Here is a 20,402-nt window from a genome sequence, read left to right on the forward strand (position 1 = left end):
ACGTCATTGGAGATGAAGTTCATGAGTCGCGGGTTGGCACTCGGTTCGTTTCGCGCTGAATCGTTTAGCGCTGAGTCGTTTGGCGCTGAGTCGATTCTTCTCAGCGGCACCGCTTGGGCAACTTAGGTCAATTATTAAAACATTTACAAGGGAAGCACTATGTCACGGATCATCGCATTTGCAGGAAGTACCCGGGTTGGCTCCTATAACAAGATGCTTTTGCGAGCAGCGGTGGAGAATGCGCGACGCGCCGGTGGTGAGGTCACTCACGTTGATCTTCGTGACTATCCAATGCCACTTTACGATGGTGATCTTGAAGAATCGGAAGGCCAACCGCCGCACGCGACCGAGTTGTACGAGATGATGAAGGAGCATCAGGGGCTGTTGTTGGCGTGTCCGGAATACAACAGTTCGATCACGGGTGTTTTGAAAAACACGATTGATTGGGTGTCACGACCGCGTGACGGCGACCCACCGATGGCTGCGTTCGCGGGGAAGACTGCCGCTCTGATGAGTGCTTCGCCCGGTGCCCTGGGCGGACTTCGAGGCCTAGTGCATGTCCGTGCCATTCTGGGAAATATCGGCGTCACGGTGATCGCCAATCAAATTGCGGTGCCACGGGTGATGGACGTGTTCGATGACACCGGAACGTTGGTCGATGCTCGAACGGCGGAGAAGGTTGCCGGACTCGCAAAGGAACTTGTCGAAACCACCAACAAACTGCATGGATAGACGTCGACCGTCGTGGGGAAAGCTGGCTTGTGTCTCGGTTTGTATCTGTGGGCAACTCGTTGATTTCTATGGTGATCATCACCGCGGAATGAAGAATCAAGTTTTTCAGGTTTGCCACTGGTATTCAACTGTTTACCGGGCTCGGTTTTGAGTTATCCTGGCCATCGCATTTGCGCCAGTGCTTTCGCATCAGCGAACAGGAGTGGTGTCTTGTCTCTCCTCAAGCGAAGGTTATAGGGTGATCTCGATTCTTTACGTTATTCGAGCGACGCGGTGCTGGATTGCTTTAACTGCAATCGTTTTCGTTTGCTCGCCGGTCGTATTTTCGCAAGACACAAAACGCGGCATTGGTGCTGGCGATGGATTCTTGGCGAACTCAGTCAACTCACGCTGGGCGTACGATTGGAATTACGACAGCCCAAATGCGTACAACGGGGAATATGTCCCGATGTTCTGGGCCGGCGGAAACTTGTCGACCAAGATCAATGCGATCAAGAACTACAGCAACATCAACTACGTCTTGGGTTTCAATGAACCTGAACGCAGCGACCAAGCCAACATGACGGTCGCCAATGCGGTAAGCCAATGGGCAACCATCAGCAACGGGTTCGCAGGAACGGGCATCAAATTAGTCAGCCCCGCGGTATCGGATACGGTGTCGGGCCGAGAATGGTTGGCGGACTTTATGGCGGAGGTTGATTCCGATCCGAATTTGGTGGTCGATGAAATCGCGTTTCATTGGTACGGAACCGTGAACATCAACAACCCTACCGCAACCGCCAACAGCTTTCTCAACAAGGTCGATCAATACCACACAACCTATGGCCGTAATGTTTGGGTGACAGAGTTTGCGGGACTCGACTTTGGTGGCAATTACACGACTGAACAAATGCAGGAGTGGAACGCGACGTTCTTGCAAACCGCGATCCCAGGTTTGGAATCTCGTAGCTATGTGACTCGATACGGATGGTGGAACCATAACGACGATTCGCGACTGGCGACGAAAGACGGTTACGGTCTTTGGCGACCCACACAGGTTGGCGACTATTACAACAAAACGTTGCTAAGCGGTGACTCGCGTGACTTTGGTGGTAGCCCCGTCGGTTTGGACATGATGTATCTTCGCGGCGGGAGTCTAATTAACGACGGATCGACCCTTGGCAACAATGCTGTCGGACGGATCTACGCGATGGCCAATCATGACGGCAGCACCGCAACCAGTAGCATGGGTGGAACGGGCGATTGGGGGATGCACAGTTGGGGATCCGTGCGAGTTGAAGAGGGAGCATCGCTTCAAAAGATCGGAACCAACACGGTCACTTGGCGAAATCTTGATCTCTACCACGACGGCGAGATTCGATTGCTCGGGGGTGCGGGTAACACCGGAACGTTGGCCATCTCAGGCTCCGGAACGAACGCTCAGGGAACCGGTCAACTGCGATTGGACTCAGGGTCTCATTTGAAGTTGGGCAATGCCGCGGACGCGAACAGCTTTGAACTTCCGTACGACATTCAATATCGCGCCGGAAGGGTCACGGTCGATAGTCCTGTCACGCTCAGTGGCGTCGGTACGATTTACAACCAGACCTTTTTCACCACCAACGATGACCTTACCGTTGACGGAGTGTTGGCGGGTAACAATCCCGGTATCGTCAAACTAGGAGTCGCCAACATGATCCTCAATGGCGACAACACTTACGTGGGGTACACCAGGGTCAATGAAGGGACTTTGGTCGTCAACGGTTCAATTGGTGGCAACGACGTGTTGGTGAACAACGGTGGAACGCTTGGGGGGACAGGGAAAATCGCGGCGATGATTGACGCGAATAACGGCGGCATTGTTGCGCCGGGGAATAGTCCAGGGACGTTGACCGCCGGCAGTGCTGACTTTGCTGCCGGATCGACGCTATGCATCGAATTGTTGTCGTTCACCGAATTCGATCGGCTTGTTTTGAACGGACCGCTTGTGGTGGATCCAGGTGCGATTCTGCAGATTCAACTGCTGGGCGGTTACATGCCTAGCGTTGGTGACTCATTCGATGTGTTAGACTTTGCATCGTTCAGCGGATCGTTCAGCGGATCGTTCGGAGTCATCGAAGCTCCGGCTCTCACGAATGCCCAGTGGGATTTTGCTCAGTTCAGCAGCGATGGAATTATCGGCGTGACGGCAGTGCCAGAACCAAGCGGTGCAGCCGTGTCGTTGCTCGGCATGTTTGCGATCGTCATCTACATTCGAAAGCGAAAAGGCAGTCGAGTTTCAACCGCATGAAAGTTCTCGTCTCATTCATCGTTGGTTGTTTCGTCTCAGTTGCGTTCGCGCAAGCGGAATCGCCAAGCACCAATCATCGGCTTAGCGGCAATCAAAGCAAGTTTGTAATGGTGGCTGCTCATCGCGGCGGCTACGCCAACGACAAGCAAAACCAAGCACCGGAAAACTCGGTTGCCAATGTCGCCGTTGCAATCAAGCAAGGGTACGACGTTTTCGAGACGGATATCCAGCGTACCGCCGATGGTGTTTTCGTCATCATCCATGACGAAACCATTGATCGAGAGACCAATGGCACTGGCATGGCCAAGGACATGAAGTGGAACGAGTTAAAGAAGCTCAAGAAGCGATATCGAGATGGATCGTTGTCGGATCAATCGGTGGCGACGCTCGAAGATCTGCTGGTCGCAGGAAAAGGGAAGATTCTGTTCAAGCCTGATCTGAAGCCCGGGATCATCGAACACTTTGACGAATTGGCCAGATTGATTTCACGGCTTGAAATGGCGGATCAGGTCTTTCTAAGAACTGGATTCAAGGATGCACCGACCATCAAGCAGTGTTTTGACAATGGAACGCCACGCGTGGAAGTGATGTTCAAGGTCAAAAGCGAAGCCCAAGTGCGAGCGATCATCCGCGACTTTCAACCAAAAACCATCCAAGTGAATTTGGCGGCCGGTGATATTGTCTCTCGCACCGAGAAGGCAGCGATACGCGAGGCGGTGGCGAATGCAGTATTGGTGGAAACCCACAGCGACGGCGAGCCCAGTCAATGGTTGGAACTCGCTCAATTAGGCGTTCGCATGTTCCACACCAGCAAGCCTGATTTAATGCTGAAGTTTTTGAATCAAAACGGTTGGCGAGATCGTGGTGTTGAGTAAAGACTCTATTGTACGACTTGCATGTGCCCCCGTAGGCGTCCGGTCATTGCGGCGGGTTAACGATTCGATCAGCCGCAGCCGATAGTGCCTCGGCTCGCTCATCGCGTCCCATCAGTCGCAAAGTGTAAGCCAAGTTTCGCATCGCGGGAACGTTCTCGGAGTCAGTGTCTAGGACTTTCTCGAACGCATCGACCGCCATCGAAAGTTGATCCTGGTTCACGTAGACGATGCCAAGATTAAGCAGAGCACTCACGTTTTGCGGCGACTGATCCAAGACGGCTTGTAGTTCTTGGCGAGCAGACGAAAAGTCTGCTTTCTGAATGAACAGCTTGGCAAGGTTCAGTCTTACGTCGGTCAATGACGGGTCAAGTTCGAGGCTCCGCCGATAGTGCTCGATGGCGGCGGGCAGATTGCCTTGTACGGATTCCAATGATCCGAGATTACCGAAGGCGGCAGCCAACGTTGGATCGCTTTGCAGGGCTCGATCAATCAATTGTCGAGATTCATCAAGCCGTCCTTGCATCCCATAGATCGCGGCAAGATTGTTAAGAGCTTTGGCATGAGTAGGGCTGATTTGAACCGCTTGTTCGTAAAGCGTTTGAGCCTGTGCGAAATCTCCCAAGCCTTCGCGAGCTTTGCCTAAGTTGCTGACTGAATCGGCAAAGTTAGGTTTGAGCCTCATTGATTCCATCAAGTGCTCGGACGCCTCCGCGTAGTCCCCTCGCCGATTCAGTAAAGCCCCGAGATTGTTGTGAGCCATCCAGCTTGTCGGATTCCGAGCGATAGTGTCTCGCCAGAGCGTTTCGAGATCCTTGTAGATCAAGGTTTGTTTCCATGTAAGTGTTCCTAGCACCAAAGACAAGAGGCAGGCTACCGCGATCAATCCACGATTGCGTGACTGTTCGTTCGAGCCGATGAGTTTGCGAAACGCCAACGAAACCAGTTGAACGTACAGCACGATCATGCCGATGCTTGCCAGGTATTGGAAGTGATCGGCCACAAACGAGAATCTCATCGGATAGACATCGAAGAAACCGAGAGCAGGAAACAGCGTTCCGCAGAAGAAGCAAAATGCGACCACGGGGCCTCGTGAGATTCGATTCCGCAACACGAATAAGCTGACGATGGTGCCAGCCACGATGATAGGAAAGAAGTATTGCCAAGTTTGGCTGGCGTCGACGTCCCAGCGGGGATACGTAAACACCAACCCTAGCGGCATGAGCAACTTGGCGGCGTAAAAGCAAATCACTCGGCCGGCAATAAGAAATCGTTCAAGCAGTGATAAGTCCCAATCAATGCCCTCGGCACCGACATGGTACTTTTCAAGCCAAACGGTCAGCATGCCAAACCCGATTCCGACCACGAACATCGGAACCAACTCGAGAATACGCCTGCGCGAGACCGTTCCGTGCTTCCACCAGATCAACAGCACCAACGCTGCTGGCAGGGTCGCGGTTACTGTTTTGCTGAGCAACGCCGCGCCGAACAGGGCTAACGATAAGCCGTAAAACTTCCAATTGGAATTTGATCCCGACGCCGCTTTACCCGCTTCACCATCTTGTCTGGGGGAAGAGCCCAGGAAACGCAGGTACGCAGATGCGGAACCTAGATAAAACAGGCCTGACAGAACGTTCTTGCGTTCGGTGATCCAAGCGACGGATTCAACATGCACCGGATGCAGGGCGAAGATCAATCCGATTAGCCATGCCAATGGAATATCTAGACGCCGGCAAACACGCCAAAGCAACAGAGCGTTCAGCATGTGAATGATGATGTTGACGATGTGATAGCCGCGAGCGTTGAGCCCCCAAGTTTGATATTCAAGCCAGAATGTTGAATGCACAAACGGGTAGTACTGGGGCGTTGCTGCCGGGTCGGTCCATATCCGCCACAATCCGTTGACGTCCCGGAGCGTATCGTTGTTGATGACGTAGTCGTCGTCGTCCCAAATGAAGCCAGCATTCATTGCCGGCAGGTAAGCAAACATCGTCAGCAGGGTCAGCGCAATCGCAAACCAAAGGGATTGCCGATGATTAAGTTGCGTCGTCGGTTTCACGAGGTTCATTGCTTAGAGTTTGGAGCACGTTCCGCCATTAGGATTTTGAAATAGCGTACATTGCCGAGCGAGCCGACGCGACCAATGATCGAGTTAGGACGGGGATAAGCATTCCCAGCAGAACGGATTGCGAAATTTTTCGATACTTGCGAACTTGTCGTCCCGCAGGGTTGTCATCCCGCTTGAGGAATGAAGAGTCAAAAAGCCAAGTTGCTACAAGGACGTGCCGCAATCGACGCGGGGCGGACCTTCCCGAACCGACCCGATGAGCGAACCCGATGAGCGACCCGATGAGCGAACCAATGCCTAAAGCAATACAACAACCTGTTTCACCGGAACCGACGCATCGGGACCTACGACCCGCGCGACGCTACTTGCAATCTCGTCGTTCTGTCTTGGTCCGGAAGGGTTGAACGTGGTGCGGTCATCAAACGCAGGCGTCGTAGATAGGAAGCTTGAGGGATTAGCTTCGCCCGCCGATCGAACTTGGGGAGTCACGCTGGCGATCGTGGGGACGTTCCTGTTTGCCCTGAAGTCCATCTTCATCAAGCTCGCGTTTGCCGCCGGTGCGAATGCCACGTTGGTGTTGGCGATTCGCATGACATTGGCGTTGCCGTTCTATGTCGGGGTTTTGTGGTACTTGCGCCGTCGCGAAGATCGCAAGCCACTTCAGCGCGAACACGTAATTCGAGCGACCACGCTCGGATTTTTGGGCTACTACCTCGCGTCGTACTTGGACTTGGCAGGACTTGAACAGATTTCGGCTCAGCTCGAACGTTTGACTTTGTTCACTTATCCCGCGATGGTCGCCGTTTTGGCGTGGTTGTTTCTTGGCGAGCAGATCAATCGAAAGATTGTTTTGGCGATCGCGCTGTCGTATTTCGGCGTGCTATTGATGTACGGTCAGGAGCGTGCCTTCACATCGGTCGGCGACACCAGCTTGGGTGTGATGCTGGTGATTGGTTCGGCGCTTAGCTATTCGTTCTATATCCTGTTCGCTAAGCCGGTGATGAAGCATATTGGCAGCCAGCAATTCACTAGCTTGGCGATGATTGGATCGACGTTCTTTGTTGGAGTCCACTTTGCAGCGACACAGCCTTTGACATCGCTGGTGGAAGCTAAGCCAATTGTGTACGTCTACGGATTAATACTCGCGTTCGTTTGCACAGTGATCCCTAGCTTTATGATCAACGAAGCCATCATGCGGATCGGAGCGACTCGGACAACCGTGATTGGTTCCGTCGGTCCCGTGCTAACCATGATGCTCGCGATCTTTGTCCTTAGCGAACCTTCGTCCCTTCAGCACTTTCTAGGGATGGCGGTTGCGATCTACGGCGTCAGCCTTGTCGCAAGGAAATAAGCGAACGGATTCCACGGGCGAGTGATCTCAAGTGCGATCACCTGTTTTAGGCTAGTCGATGTTCATTTGGTGATCGGGGCCTTCGAGTAGTGGTTCATCGAGAGATCGAATGTCGCTGTTGGGCAGACCACCGGGGTATTGATCTTTGATCATCCGAATGGCGGCTGTGGCGACTGCGATGTGTTGCTTCTTGGTGTCCTGATAGAAAGCCTTGGCCTCGCCGGGCAACTTCGGTAAGCCGTGCAGTGGTTTGTCAGAAACGCATAGCAATGTTGCACTGGGGATTCGGTATCGAAATCCATTGGCGGCGACCGTGGCGGATTCCATATCGACGGCGATGCTTCGACTGGCTCGCAAATTCTCGAGAGTTCGGCGGAGCGATAGTTCCCAGTTTCGATCCGCGGTCGTGTAGACCGCGCCAATTCGATAGGTCAGTTTGGCGAAGTCGAGCGCGTTCGCCAACGCTCGGTTGAGCAAAAAGCTGGGCGTGATCGGGACCGACGGGGGCAACGCTTCGTCGAGCAAGTGGTCGCCCCGCATGTATCCCGATGCCAAGACAAAGTCGCCCACATCTTGGTGATTGCGAACGCCGGCGCAATGACCCACCATCAACATCGCATCAGGACGCAGTACCGCCAAGTGATCGGTAAAGTTCTTAGCGTTGGAAGGGCCAACGCCGATGTTGACGATACTGATGCCGCGATTGTCGGGTTCCTTGTGGTGCAGCGCCGGCATTTGCACATCGGGTCGGTTTGGCCTCACGCAATCGGGAAACTGTTCGATGAAAGCAGTGACGTGCATTTGATAGTTAGTTAACAGCACGTACCGTTGAAAGTCTTCCGAAGACGTTCCCGTGTAATGTTCCAAGCGAGCAATCGACAACTCCGAGCGTTCCGGGCCAAACAGAAACACCTTCTTGCGAGTAAGGTCGAAGTCCGTCTCGTCGATCTTTTCCAAAAGATTGGGATCATTCAAATCGACTCGAGCCCGAGATTGCGAAACCGTGATCTCGGCGCCGCGTTTGGCGAGCTTCAAAAGTTCGCGGCGAAGGTACCAGCGATACGCTCGTGGACGAGCGATCTTGCCGGTTAATTCTGGGTTGTGTTTGGACCAGTTTCGGAAGACTGAGATTTTGGAGTAGTAGCCATCGGCATACGTTTGTTCCATCCGAGTACACGCCGCTTCAATTTGCGAACGAACTTCATCTTCAGACAACGTGGGGTCAATGCGCAGATCGGTATTCATGAGCAAAATTGTTGCTCATATGTCGATCGATGACCAGCGATGCTGTTCTCTAGCGACCGCAACAGACCGGTTCTATCCCGGTGTTGGCCCCCAACGCAATAAGTGCCACCGTAAATTGGCCCCCCCGCCAAGCGACCAAACCATCGCTGGCGATGCATGGCGGTTGCTATCGCGGGGAGTTGCCCGCGGCCCGTTCAATGCGTATTCGCCGCCTAGTGCGCAGGTTCAAGCTGCCATCTTTCGCATCAAACGAAATCATCCTGCGATAACGAGGCGACCACCAATGCCGTTACAGCTCAAAGTCGTCTTCAGCGTCAGCTTGCAGGTTTTCGAGAACATCTTCGCTGTAAAGCGGCATGTGGCGGTAATATACTTCGAGCGTCATGGTGGCCATGCATGTCGAATAAAGTCGACCGCCCGCCATGCTGCCTATCCCTTGAATTGCCTTCGGAGGCCAGCTTCCTGCTGCGTGGCCAAGCGGCACCTGAAGTGAAATCAATGGGTCGCGCATGGCTCGATTCCATTGATCCCATTGAGGACCACCGAGATGGCGGAGAACTTGCGAGGCGTAGTAGATGCAGTAAAGGTTGTCGCCGCCGGGTCCAGGAGCGGCAAGCTTGGCGGAACCATTGATCAGTGCCGCATGAGTGGGCGGTGCGCCACGATACATTCGACACAGCAATCCAATGGCGCTGGTCGCTCGGCCGCCATGATGTCCAGCAGACGGACCGGTGTATCCATAGTTCGAACCGTAGTGGGTGCTGACGGAATCCAAGAAGCGATCGATTCCGACAAGTGTTTTCTCGGGAACGACAAGGTCTGCCATCTGGCCACTCTTTAGCGCCATCGCGGCCCAACCGACCACGGATGTATCACCCGCTTGCCGAGGGCTGTAACGCCAACCGCCTCGGTAAGGATCCTGGGCCAAGACCAGGTAATCGAGCGAAGCTTGGGCTGGTAAGCGAAGTCGCGAATCACCCGTCATCGCATACGCTTCGCAAATGGCAAGCGATGCGAGGCAATGCGAGTACATCGTTCCGCCAGATTCATGCCAGGAGCCCGCGGTCATGCTGTTGGGAACACGTTCCTGATGAGCGAGCAGGTAATCAATCCCGCGCTGAACCACGTCAGTATAGTTTCCTTGAAAGTGAGTTTCGCCAGCACCGAGAAAGGGTAACAAGGCCAGTCCGGTGGCACCGTTTCGCGATCCGGCCATGTGACCGGACCCGTCACATTTCCCATTGCAAACTTGTTGATGGTCGAACGTCCAACCTCCATCGACGGCTTGGTGGTTGACGAGCCAAATCAAAGCACGCTGAACCGCTTCTTCGCTTTGCTTTGAACCACCGAATCTTTCTAACAGAATCGCTTTGTTCTCTTTCGTGCGACTTTCAACCGATGTGACCAACGGCACTAGCTTGAAGACTTCGGGGAGCTTGGATGGCAAGTCGGTGTTGGAAACTAAGGCGGCGGTTGATTCGCGGTCAATCGTGGCCGCCGGGTCCAACAAACGGGAGACCTTTCTCGGCAATGCGGGTGTGAAGTCTGGGACGATCGAGTCCGTGGCAATCGCGTCCGGTCTTTGACCATTGGCCAGATCGGAAGTTTGGCGAGATGCCGAATCCAGCGAGCCAAGATTCGGGTCCGGCGGTACGAACCGCGTGATGACCATCGAACCGGCGTCTTGCTTTCCCGGATTTGCGAAGGCGACCACTAGTGGTGACGTCTTAGACGCGACGCCTTGAGACATTGATAGCAGTGCCAGAACCAAGAGCAAGCTGAGGTGGATGATAAAACTGACTAACCAGCTCTGGGCCAGCAAGAATGAACGGCGACCAGAGTGCTGCGGGGGGAACTCTGTGGTTGGGCTAGATTCTTTCCCAGGTAGAATCACCGGCGCATTGGGAACGGTCGAGTTCATGTTCGCACGCGTATTCATGTTCGCACGCGGTAGGTTCGCAGGCGGTACGTTCGCAGGCGGTGAATTCGCAGGCGGTGGGTTCGCAGGCTAGCAATCATTGGAAAAGCTTTTGATAAGGCATTCGTGACCGATGCGAATCCGAGGCACGAAATTGCGGTGAAGTCCTGGCACGGCCCGGTCATCCCCGCTTGCATTGTATCGCTTTTGAAGCGACGAAACGAATTGTTTTTCTTTGTTGAATATCGACACCGAACCCTATCGTCACAGAGCGAAGTTACCAGCCTTGCTGGAAGCCCCCCGCTGAAAGGTTGAACCATGCTGAAAGTTACAGCTCACCCGTTGCTCGATTGCCGATCGTTTGTCACGACGTTTCCAAAGCCGCTAGGTGAGATGCAAAGCGGTCCAGAGTTGTTAGCAATGCTCGATCGGGATGCGCAGACTTTGTTTTCAAGTTCTGATGAAATCCGAAAGGCCGTCCGGGATCTGCTTCGCCAGGGCGGATTCAAGCCAACGGGGCGAAGCAAGCCGGCGTCGGAGTACTTGATCAAGGCGTCTGGGGAGCAGCCGCTTTCGCCGATCAATCTCGCAGTGGATGTATGCAACCTGGTTTCGCTTCACAGCGGATTGCCGATCAGTGTGGTGGACTTGGACTTGGTTACCGAGCCGGTCGAGATTCTGGTCGCACCCGAGGGAGCCGAGTACGTATTTAACCGGTCGGGACAAACCCTTGATATCGGCGGTTTGCTTTGCCTTGCCGATGCGAAAGGGCCCTGTGCCAACGCGGTCAAGGATTCCCAGCGAACAAAGACCCATGCCGACACACGGCGAACTCTTTCGATCATTTGGGGAACGGTTGTTTTGCAAGGTCGGACGCAGTCGGTCGAGTCCTGGTATCGGCAATTGCTCGAATCCCAGGGGGCGGTAACGACGGACGGGAAGCCGACTGACGAAAACAAAATCACAAATCAATCTTGAAAGTGTCAGGAGTGATCTTTCCTAACCGATTTGGGATTTGCTATTTACCCCGCACCAGGCACATCGCCTGCCAGATTCGTAGTTTCGATAGGTAACAAAGAATGTCGAAGAACTCAGTTGCACCGAAGACCAAGACGGTTGCTAAGAAGACTGCTGTCAGCAAGACAACGGCTATCAAGAGCACCCCGAAGAAGGCACCTGCTGCCAAAGCGTCTCCGGTAGCCAAGAAGACTGCTCCCGCTGCGAAGAAGTCTAGCCCTGTTTTGAAGACGGCTGTTGAAGCCAAGCCAAAGAAGGCGTCTGCTCCTAAGGCTCAAAAGCCAGCCGCGAAGACGTCGTCCACTAACAAGACTGTGTCAATCGCTAAGAAGACCACCGTCTCGGCTCGCAAACCGGCTGCTAAAAAAGCAGCCTCCCAAAAGCCTGTTGCCACCAAGGCAATTCGGGCTCGCAAGCCTGCTGCAACCAAGACGACGGCGAAGGCCGGTCGTCGTGCTGCGTAATTGGTTGCCAAGCAACCGCGAACTCGCCGCCGGTACGCCGGCGGCTTCATTCACCACCGCCTTGCTCATTGCGACGCGGTGGTGATTTCGTAGACACTCGAGAACGGTTTGACATTCTCTCGCCGGTTACTCAGCGCATTGCCGGCTCTTTCCCCAATGTTTTTTCGGGGCTTCCCCTAGCATTTTCTCGGCATCTGTTTGATGCAGCAAGGGTGTTGGTTCGGCTTGTTTGGTGCGACGATTCGACGGTCGATCCAACCACCGATCCAACTAGTCCACGTCGTAATCGCGTCGCATACGGATGCAATCGACATAGTAGTGTCGTTCACCATCGATCTCTTCTTCCACCAAACCGTGGATGTCGGTGACGAATCCAGGGAACTTCTTGTTGAAGCTTCTGGCAAACTTCAGGTACTCCACAATCGTTTTGTTGAAGCATTCGCCTGGGATCAACAACGGAATGCCAGGTGGGTAAGGCGTCAGCAATACTGCCGTAACTCTGCCTTCGAGTTCATCGATGGGCACGCGGTCGATTTCGCGGTGCGTCATCATGTCGTAAGCATCCGAGGGCACCATCGCGGGTGCCATGTCGGACAAGTACATCTCGGTGGTAACGCGTGCGATATCGTTGTCTTTGTAGGTTTCGTGAATCGACTGGCAAAGGTCCTTCAGTCCCGTTCGTTCGTAGATTGGATAAGCCTGTCCAAACTCGGGCAAGACTTTCCAAATCGGCAGGTTTCGATCGTAATCGTCCTTGAACTGTTGCAACGCACTGACCAGCGTATTCCAACGCCCCTTGGTGATGCCGATCGTGAACATGATAAAGAACGAGTACAGCCCTGCCTTTTCCACGATCACACCGTGGTGCGACAGGTACAGCGTCACGATGGAAGCTGGGATTCCCCATTCCGAAAATTGACCGTCCAGATTTAAGCCAGGCGTGGTGACTGTGCCTTTGATCGGGTCAAGCATGTTGAACCCGTCGGCGACATGGCCGAAGCCGTGCCATGACGCGTCACTTCGTAAAATCCAATCTGCTTGTTCGCCAATTCCGTCCTCGGGGATCTCATCAGGGCCCCAAACCTGGAACCACCAATCGTCGCCCCATTCCGCATCGACCTTTCGCATCGCACGGCGGAAGTTCAAGGCTTCCAAAATAGATTCTTCGACCATCGCGGTCCCGCCGGGCGGTTCCATCATCGCGGCAGCAACATCGCAAGACGCGATGATTGCGTACTGCGGCGAGGTCGAGGTATGCATTAAGTACGCCTCGTTGAAAATGTGTCGATCGAGTTTTTGGCCCTTGGGTTCTTTGACCAAGATTTGCGACGCTTGCGAGATGCCCGCGAGCAACTTGTGGGTCGAGTGAGTGGCGAACACCATTGATTGATCGCAACGTGGTCGGTCGCGTCCGATCGCGTGCATGTTGCGATAGAAATCGTGGAAGGTGGCGTGAGGCAACCAAGCTTCGTCAAAGTGCAACGTGTCGATTTTACCGTCAAGCAAGGTTTCCAACATCTCGACGTTGTAAACGATGCCGTCATAGGTGCTTTGCGTGATTGTCAAGATCCGCGGTTTGCGTCCTGGGTTCGCATCCTGGGCGGCACGCGCAAACGGGTTGGCGTCGATCTTTCGCTGAATGCTTTCGGGCAAAAATTCTTCGAGCGGAATTGGTCCGATCAATCCAAGGTGATTGCGTTTCGGTGTCAAAAATACCGGTACCGCTCCGGTCATGATGATCGAGTGCAAGATGGATTTGTGGCAGTTACGGTCGACGACCACGATATCGCCCGAAGCGACGGTGGAATGCCACACCATTTTGTTGGATGTGGACGTTCCATTGGTCACAAAGAAGCAGTGATCGGCGTGAAAGATCCTCGCTGCGTTCTGTTCCGAGGCGGCAATGGGGCCCGTGTGGTCGAGCAGTTGGCCGAGTTCTTCAACCGCGTTGCAAACGTCGGCTCGTAACATGTTTTCGCCAAAGAACTGGTGAAACATGCGCCCGACAGGGCTTTTCAAGAAAGCTACACCGCCCGAGTGACCAGGACAGTGCCAGGAATAAGATCCGTCGCTGGCGTATTCCAGCAATGCTCGAAAGAACGGAGGAGCCAGAGAATCGGTATAGGCCCGCGCTTCTCGCAAAATGTGCCGAGCGACAAATTCGGGTGTGTCCTCGAACATGTGAATGAAGCCATGCAGTTCCCGAAGGATATCATTGGGAATATGGCTGCTCGTTCTGGTTTCCCCGTACAGGAAGATCGGGATGTCGTTGTTCTTGAAGCGGATTTCCTGGATGAATTCGCGTAGCATCTCAATCGCTGGTCCCTCTTCGGGCCCATGCAAAATTTCTTCGTCGTCAATCGACAGGATGAACGCCGATGCACGCGATTGTTGCTGTGCAAATTGAGACAAATCGCCATAACCGGTAGCGCCGATGACCTCCGCACCCTCGCGCTCCATCGCTTCGGCAAGCGCGCGAATGCCCAGGCCGGATGTGTTTTCCGAGCGGTAATCTTCGTCAATGATCAGAATCGGAAATCGAAACTTCATAGAGGGACTTTCAAGAAAGGTAGAGACGCGGGAAGTTTAAGCACCTTTCGCCCATCGGCACAGGGTCTTCTTTGGACTCTTAGCCCAACCGAAATTTCGCGGGGCAACAACCGGTCAGGCAACCGATCTGCCGAATCGGCACCCGCAAGCCGTGTGACCCGCACAATCCGCGTATACGACGAAATCACGATCGCCAGTATGACATCCCCGTCATCGTCGCTGGGGTTGGTCGATAGGCCCAGATTTCTTGGGAAATATGAATGATCACACCCAATTGTTGACGTAGGTTTTTCTAGATCTGCGAAAAGCGGATGGTGATACGTCACCAAATTCTGGGAACGACAGGGCTTATGGTTCTCAGCGATCGCTTTCGGAGAACTTCAATCTGGGCACCATGATGACGAATAAACGTATCCTGATCGTCGATGACGAAGACGTGATCGTCCAGCTGTATCAATTACAGCTTGGCGACCGATACGAAATAGAAATTGCGCACAGCGGTGAAATCGGCCTCGAGTTAATCGCTGCGCAGGATCAATTTGCGGTAGTGGTGTCGGACATGAACATGCCCGGTGGCATGAGCGGCGCCGAATTCTTGAACCAAGTTCGGCAAGTGTCGCCCGAGTCCGTCCGAGTCATGTTGACGGGCGTCGATTTGCGCGAGGTCGCTTCGGTTGCCGTCAACCAAGGTCAAGTCTTTCGTTTCTTGACGAAGCCATGCCCCGCCGAGCAATTGGCCAAGACGATTGATGAATCGTTAGAGCAGTATCGGATCAAACGGGCCGAAAAGGACTTGCTCGATAAGACACTTAGCGGCAGCGTTCGTTTGCTCGTGGATATGCTTTCCATCAGCAGCCCGCTCGCATTCGGCCGCGCAGCACGCGTGCGTCGAACGGTCGAAGGTCTTTGTGGGCTCAGCGGCGTATCGTCGTCCTGGGAAATCGTGCTCGCTGCGATGTTATGCGAAGTCGGTTGTATTTCGCTTAACGAAGAGATCCTTCAAAAGCTGCACTATGGCGAACCCTTGACGGCTCACGAGCAACTTGAATTTGCGAGGCACCCTGAATTGGGCAGCAAGTTAGTTTCTCGAATACCACGGCTAGAGAACATTGGTCGTTTGATCGCCGCCCAATTGCGTCCCTTTAGCGATGCCATGGACTATCCCGACGAAGCAGAACTCATTCAACGCGCCAACTATTTGCATGTGTCGCTGGAATACGATCGCCTATTGCAAGCCGGCATTTCACCGCTTCGTGCTGCTGCAACGATCCGTCTTGCTCCAAGGAAATTCTCTCCCACGATTGCTGGTGTTCTTAGCAAGCACGTCGAACAACAACTCGCTATGGAAGTCGAAGAAGTGTCGGTGTCCGCCCTTCGACCAGGCATGGTGACGGATTGCAACATTGAAACTCGCGACGGAACCGTGGTCGTAACGAAAGGCCAACAATTGACTGAGTTGCAGGTCAGTCAGATTCGACGCCTGGGATCACAAATCCGGCAGCCTATTTTCGTCAACGTCCAGGCCGCCAAAGACGCCATGGTGCCTGATGCAAGGTTGGATATCACCGAGTCTGTTGAATTGTCGAGCGCCCTGGCTTAGCTGCTGCGGTAAATGCGGTTGCAGATTCCGCCGCCATGCGTTGCGGAAAGCCCGCGTGCGAAGGGTGCGATCTTATCGGCGACACCACAGAGTCGATCCGATGCGAATTTTCGCGACTCGGTTTGATCGGACGAGTTGATCGCCCAGCGACCGGGTGATCAGACTCGGTTGCTTCGCTCGTGCTACGGATTCCCCTGGCCGTGCAGATGCGTCTTGCACGAACATCGGTTCGAATGACTTGACGAAAACTAGCCATCCGGGCGCTTCGAGCAATCGTTCATCGATAGCGATACGGCTTAGCGAGTGAGTTCGACCAAGCGGACGCGAGCGAGTTCGGGGTCCGCGATCACCTGATTGATAAGCTCATGCAGCGGATCCGGTGGCAGCTTGGCAATCTGCATGACGACTTTGGCCAGTGGCACCCGACGTGGAACAACACCAAGCAATCGTCGCCATAGTTCGGGACCGACTTGAATGCACATCGTTTCGTGGTCCAAGCGATCAGCCGCCGTTGTGACATTGCGATAAGTCGCTTCGTCCCAATCGCTCATGCCATGCATACAAATCAGTTCCGTGATGCCCTCAATCAATTCATGGACCAACAGTGGGAAGATCCAAGCGCGAGCCACCACTTTCCATTTGCCTTCTTGATCTCGATTCACCCCGCCATACCCGATCACGCTTTGGCCGATCACCTCAGTGATAAAGTTGTCCGCGGGGGCGATGTTGCCAAAGGCGACTTCTTTGGTCAGGGTTGCATCGAGCTGGTCAGGAGCGATGTCATAGATCTCGGTAGCAATTTGAATTGCTAATTTTTGAAGTGGTTCACGAAAAGGGGCTTCGGTTTCGGTGAGGCGATTGATCTTGCGCATCATGAACATCGGTGTGATCATAGGAATCATCCTGACGCGATGGGCTCTCGCTTTCGACCTGAGCGTTTTGGCTTCGGCGCGAGCGAGTCGATTGCCATGCTGGGCGAACACTGGATGGTCGGCGATGACCTTTTGGGGTTTTGATGAAAAGCCGAACCAGTGGTTGGGGCGGCCCTGCATCAGCATCAGGTCGCCGCACACGTAGTTGAGTTGACCCATCAATACGAACTGAATGTATTGTCGCGTCAGTCCTGGGATCAACGCGTCGAGTGACTCACGAACCATGTGAGGCGCCGTGACGTGGATATGCGAAGCAGCGCCCTGGATAAGCGTGTTCAGCGTCCAACGTTTGTGGAAGTGATCTCGCTCGTGCGCGTTCATGCGGGGCGGAACCAAGCGTCAGGCTTTCGGAGCTGGCATCGGACGTCCCGCAGGCCAAGGTGGGTCGAACGGATCACTTTCGGGTTGCGGGCTGCGCGAAGGACGAGCGGGCGCTGGAGTTGGCTCAGTCGTCGGTTCAGCGGGCACCGTCACGGGCTCTTCAGTAGGCGCGGTTGGCATCAATCACGTTCCTCTCGACTTGATTTCTTACAGATTTCCGATTGCTGATCGTTCCGTTTGGCCTTGAGAGCCAAGAATCATCGCACGAAGCTCGCACGCTCTATTCTAACCGTCCTTTATTGCGAGCGGTTTTCGCCGGCATCAAGTTTAACAAGCGTTTCCGAAACTGATTCAAGAGCCGCTTCAAAGACAGCCTTTGTCCCAGGCGTCATACTATATTCCTGGGTCACGAACGTTTGGTATTGATCGTACGTTGAAAAGCGTCATCTGAACTTTGTTGAGGGGAATTTGTCTCTTCTCATAGACGAGATCGGCACCGCTGCAGTTGCGAAAACGCTCGAGTAACGCGGGGAGGACCCTTTACCAGCGCCGGCAAACGGTTGAACGCTTGAAAATCTGTTGCCCAGCGGAAGCGGTTTCTGTTGCGGTTTCGGATTGCTTGACGCAATGATCACTACGAGTGTCGACAGTCCACGCTAGAGACCGGGCGTGATGGTATCTAGGACCGAACGGTAGTAATCCTCTGCTTTTTGATAAGCCTCTTCAGCGGCGTCGCGTTCGTCGTCGTGAATCATCGCTTGTTTGGATTCCCAGCATTGTCGTACGGCATCGATGCACCATTGAGCACTCTTGGAATCAGCGTGAATTGGCTTGTCGTTTACATGCACAAATATCGGATTGGTATGGACCGAAGGAAGGATTCGGACTGCCACCCAAGAGGACGATTCAATTTCAATGGGGACTTCGAACGATCGCATGTTCCCATCGGCTTCCATTTCTTGCGTCGACACGACTTGGCCGTTCACCACGACTTCGACCGGTACTTTGCGCGATTCACCGATCCGACATCGTTCGATGTTCCAATACGGTTTGTCGTCGAGTCTAAGTCCCTTGATGCGACGAGTTTCATCGTTGGGCTCAGGCTGTAACAAAGCGGCAGCATCAAAGGTGACTGTGACGGAACTGGGGGAGGCTAGGTCCAATCGGCTGGCCTGCCTGCCGGGGGCTGCTCTTGTGCCCATTTCAAAGTCGTTGATTCGGAAATCGACGATGTGACTCATTCCGTCACCACAGTAGCTGCGTCCGTCCTTGAGTCCGCTGACCCAGTCCTCGTAATTGAGACGCTTGTCATCATCCAATTTCACGTACACTCGCCCGAGTCCAACTCGTTCGCCATAAATGCAAGGGAAGTCAGTCTCGCCGCTGATTCGAGTGGTGATGCCACAATTGAGAGTGTGATACCAAATGTTCAATTCCCATATCGAAGGCGTATCCACGGCGGAGATGAAATCACAGACACCCAACGCGCCAGTGACGATGTACTCGTTCGCACCGATCCCATCAAACAATGGCATCGAGTAATCCGGCAACGAGTTTGCGGGACTGCCCTTCCATCCTTCGGTGGCTCCGCCCCATGGGGTTCCGACGAACTTGCGAGTTCCATCGGGCATCACGTCGGGCAACGCCAGCCCCCAGCCACTATGGCTGTAACCGACGACACCACCTTGATCTTGGCCCCACTTCAAAACGGGATAAGTCCATGTAGGCCACTCTTCGATCATGGTGGTACCGGGGTAATCATCTTCGGACAACTTCAGCAGGCAAAGGTGACCGGCGTGAGAGGACGGAAAGCCACTGACTTCGACGTCATAACGCATCAGATTGGTCGGTGTCGAAAGCTTCGACAGGTCACCTTCAAAGAAGTTCTTTTGGGTGTACCAACACGGCCCCCAACTGAGCACACAGCCCACGTTCAGGTCTTCGCCCAGAATGTGTCGCATCATGTCGGCCGGACCGACGCCTTCGGTGGGGCTGTCGTAGTGCGAGCAGCCCGCAGCGTGGACGTGATGGTCGCCGGAAAACCAATTCTGTTTCGCCAGGTGTATCCAACGCTTTAATGGTATGTCGATCGAGTGGCGTTTTACTTCCGGGACTTCGACCTGGATCTCGATGGGTTCGTATTCGGGACCGCGAGTGACTTTCACCTTGTAGTCACCCGGCGGCAACAAAATTGATTCCCCGTCACCACGATAGACTTGATTGTGAAAAAAGAAGTCAGGTGCTAGCCGCTTGGCTGGGTTGGGGTATACGCGGTTTTGCGAGTCGCGAATTTCCAGAGCCGCAACGCAAGGTTCGCCGTCGACGTCCTTGATGTTCAAACGCACGTCGACCGCAGGATCACAATCAAACAAGATCGGAACAGCGTTTCGGAAACCAATGTCTTGAGTCCCTTGCCCGATGTTGAACGATAATGAAGCCTCGTGCTTGCCGGCATCTCGGGCGAATAGAAGTACGACGCGGTATTCCACCTTTAGACCTGAAAGCCGACGCGTCATTGGTTGTCGGTTAAGCATCGAAAGATCGAGCCAGCGATTGGGGACGTCGCTTGGGTCCACCAAATCCTCGTCCGAACGCGGCTTCTCGCGTGCCCCTTGACCCTTCTCGTAGACCTCAGCCGCATTCGGGCTCTCGACCATCATTTCGGGGTTGATGCCAGCTTCATTGTGAACCTTGACCAGAAACGCTCGCCATCCTTGTTCCAGCAATCGAGGTTCCACGGGACCGGACTTCACCTTCACTCGGCTTTCGGGATTGATATGGACTTCAACTAAGCACAGCGGGTCAAGGATTTCTTGAATGCGTTGCGATGCCATGGCTTTGTTTTCGAGTTTACCCGCCGAACGCAATTGGTTGACCACGGTTTCGTCCAAGGGAGTTCCCGAGTAGTCGAGAGCTTCGATCAAACGTTCGGTCGCCGAGACGAACGGTTGAGTGGGAACCTGACGTACGACGGAAAGATCATCGGCGTATAGTTTTGGCTCGGACGGGCCGACGGACAACGCGATCAACGTTCCCAAGAGTGCAACGATATTTCGCATGATT

General features: G+C 54.0%; 14 protein-coding genes. 7 read left to right on the top strand and 7 right to left on the bottom strand.

Features of this window, described 5'->3' with window-relative positions; genetic code table 11:
- Window positions 1–159 precede the first annotated feature (159 nt).
- The 3 genes from Pla22_RS13945 to Pla22_RS13955 all read left to right on the top strand — a co-directional run bounded on the left by Pla22_RS13945 (window position 160) and on the right by Pla22_RS13955 (window position 3,876).
- A complete protein-coding gene (locus Pla22_RS13945; protein WP_146515466.1) occupies window positions 160–732 on the top strand; it encodes an NADPH-dependent FMN reductase in 573 nt (190 codons plus the stop codon).
- 238 nt (window positions 733–970) lie between these two features.
- Window positions 971–3,001, top strand: a complete 2,031-nt coding sequence (locus Pla22_RS13950) for a glycosyl hydrolase (protein WP_146515467.1) — start codon at window positions 971–973, stop codon at window positions 2,999–3,001.
- Window positions 2,998–3,876, top strand: a complete 879-nt coding sequence (locus Pla22_RS13955; protein ID WP_146515468.1) for a glycerophosphodiester phosphodiesterase family protein — start codon at window positions 2,998–3,000, stop codon at window positions 3,874–3,876. The genes Pla22_RS13950 and Pla22_RS13955 overlap by 4 nt, the downstream gene beginning before the upstream one ends.
- Before the next feature lie 43 nt (window positions 3,877–3,919).
- Here the strand turns inward: Pla22_RS13955 and Pla22_RS13960 are convergent, their stop codons facing one another.
- Window positions 3,920–5,941, bottom strand: coding sequence for a tetratricopeptide repeat protein (locus Pla22_RS13960; protein ID WP_146515469.1), 2,022 nt, complete (start codon window positions 5,939–5,941; stop codon window positions 3,920–3,922).
- Window positions 5,942–6,350: 409 nt separating this feature from the next.
- Here Pla22_RS13960 and Pla22_RS13965 point away from each other — a divergent pair, with 409 nt between their 5' ends.
- A complete protein-coding gene (locus Pla22_RS13965; protein WP_146515470.1) occupies window positions 6,351–7,292 on the top strand; it encodes a DMT family transporter in 942 nt (313 codons plus the stop codon).
- A 51-nt stretch (window positions 7,293–7,343) separates the two neighbouring features.
- Here Pla22_RS13965 and Pla22_RS13970 read toward each other — a convergent pair whose 3' ends face one another.
- Together Pla22_RS13970 and Pla22_RS13975 are read right to left on the bottom strand one after the other, a co-directional pair.
- Window positions 7,344–8,537, bottom strand: a complete 1,194-nt coding sequence (locus Pla22_RS13970; RefSeq protein WP_146515471.1) for a phosphorylase family protein — start codon at window positions 8,535–8,537, stop codon at window positions 7,344–7,346.
- 289 nt (window positions 8,538–8,826) lie between these two features.
- Window positions 8,827–10,476 carry a prenyltransferase/squalene oxidase repeat-containing protein gene (locus tag Pla22_RS13975; protein WP_146515472.1) on the bottom strand — a complete coding sequence of 550 codons (1,650 nt, stop codon included), beginning with the start codon at window positions 10,474–10,476 and terminating at the stop codon, window positions 8,827–8,829.
- 297 nt (window positions 10,477–10,773) lie between these two features.
- Here Pla22_RS13975 and Pla22_RS13980 point away from each other — a divergent pair, with 297 nt between their 5' ends.
- Together Pla22_RS13980 and Pla22_RS13985 are read left to right on the top strand one after the other, a co-directional pair.
- On the top strand, window positions 10,774–11,433 hold the full coding sequence (locus Pla22_RS13980) for a phenylalanine--tRNA ligase beta subunit-related protein (RefSeq protein ID WP_146515473.1): 660 nt from the start codon (window positions 10,774–10,776) through the stop codon (window positions 11,431–11,433).
- Between the two features lie 101 nt (window positions 11,434–11,534).
- Window positions 11,535–11,936: a hypothetical protein gene (locus Pla22_RS13985; RefSeq protein ID WP_146515474.1), complete on the top strand. Its 402-nt coding sequence runs from the start codon at window positions 11,535–11,537 to the stop codon at window positions 11,934–11,936.
- A 270-nt stretch (window positions 11,937–12,206) separates the two neighbouring features.
- Here Pla22_RS13985 and Pla22_RS13990 read toward each other — a convergent pair whose 3' ends face one another.
- The gene (locus Pla22_RS13990; RefSeq protein ID WP_146515475.1) at window positions 12,207–14,486 is read right to left on the bottom strand and encodes an arginine/lysine/ornithine decarboxylase; all 2,280 of its coding nucleotides are present in this window, start codon (window positions 14,484–14,486) and stop codon (window positions 12,207–12,209) included.
- 397 nt (window positions 14,487–14,883) lie between these two features.
- Between Pla22_RS13990 and Pla22_RS13995 the strand changes: the two genes are divergently transcribed.
- On the top strand, window positions 14,884–16,086 hold the full coding sequence (locus Pla22_RS13995; RefSeq protein WP_165440664.1) for a response regulator: 1,203 nt from the start codon (window positions 14,884–14,886) through the stop codon (window positions 16,084–16,086).
- Window positions 16,087–16,382: 296 nt separating this feature from the next.
- Here the strand turns inward: Pla22_RS13995 and Pla22_RS14000 are convergent, their stop codons facing one another.
- From Pla22_RS14000 to Pla22_RS14005, 3 genes are all read right to left on the bottom strand, one after another.
- Window positions 16,383–17,339, bottom strand: coding sequence for a hypothetical protein (locus tag Pla22_RS14000; protein WP_146515477.1), 957 nt, complete (start codon window positions 17,337–17,339; stop codon window positions 16,383–16,385).
- Between the two features lie 18 nt (window positions 17,340–17,357).
- Window positions 17,358–17,519 (bottom strand): hypothetical protein, encoded by a 162-nt coding sequence (locus Pla22_RS25240; protein WP_165440665.1) that lies wholly within the window; start codon window positions 17,517–17,519, stop codon window positions 17,358–17,360.
- A gap of 476 nt (window positions 17,520–17,995) precedes the next feature.
- The gene (locus tag Pla22_RS14005) at window positions 17,996–20,398 is read right to left on the bottom strand and encodes a CehA/McbA family metallohydrolase (protein WP_165440666.1); all 2,403 of its coding nucleotides are present in this window, start codon (window positions 20,396–20,398) and stop codon (window positions 17,996–17,998) included.
- Window positions 20,399–20,402: the final 4 nt, after the last annotated feature.

It is taken from the genome of Rubripirellula amarantea, from assembly GCF_007859865.1.
Classification (GTDB): Bacteria; Planctomycetota; Planctomycetia; order Pirellulales; family Pirellulaceae; genus Rubripirellula; species Rubripirellula amarantea.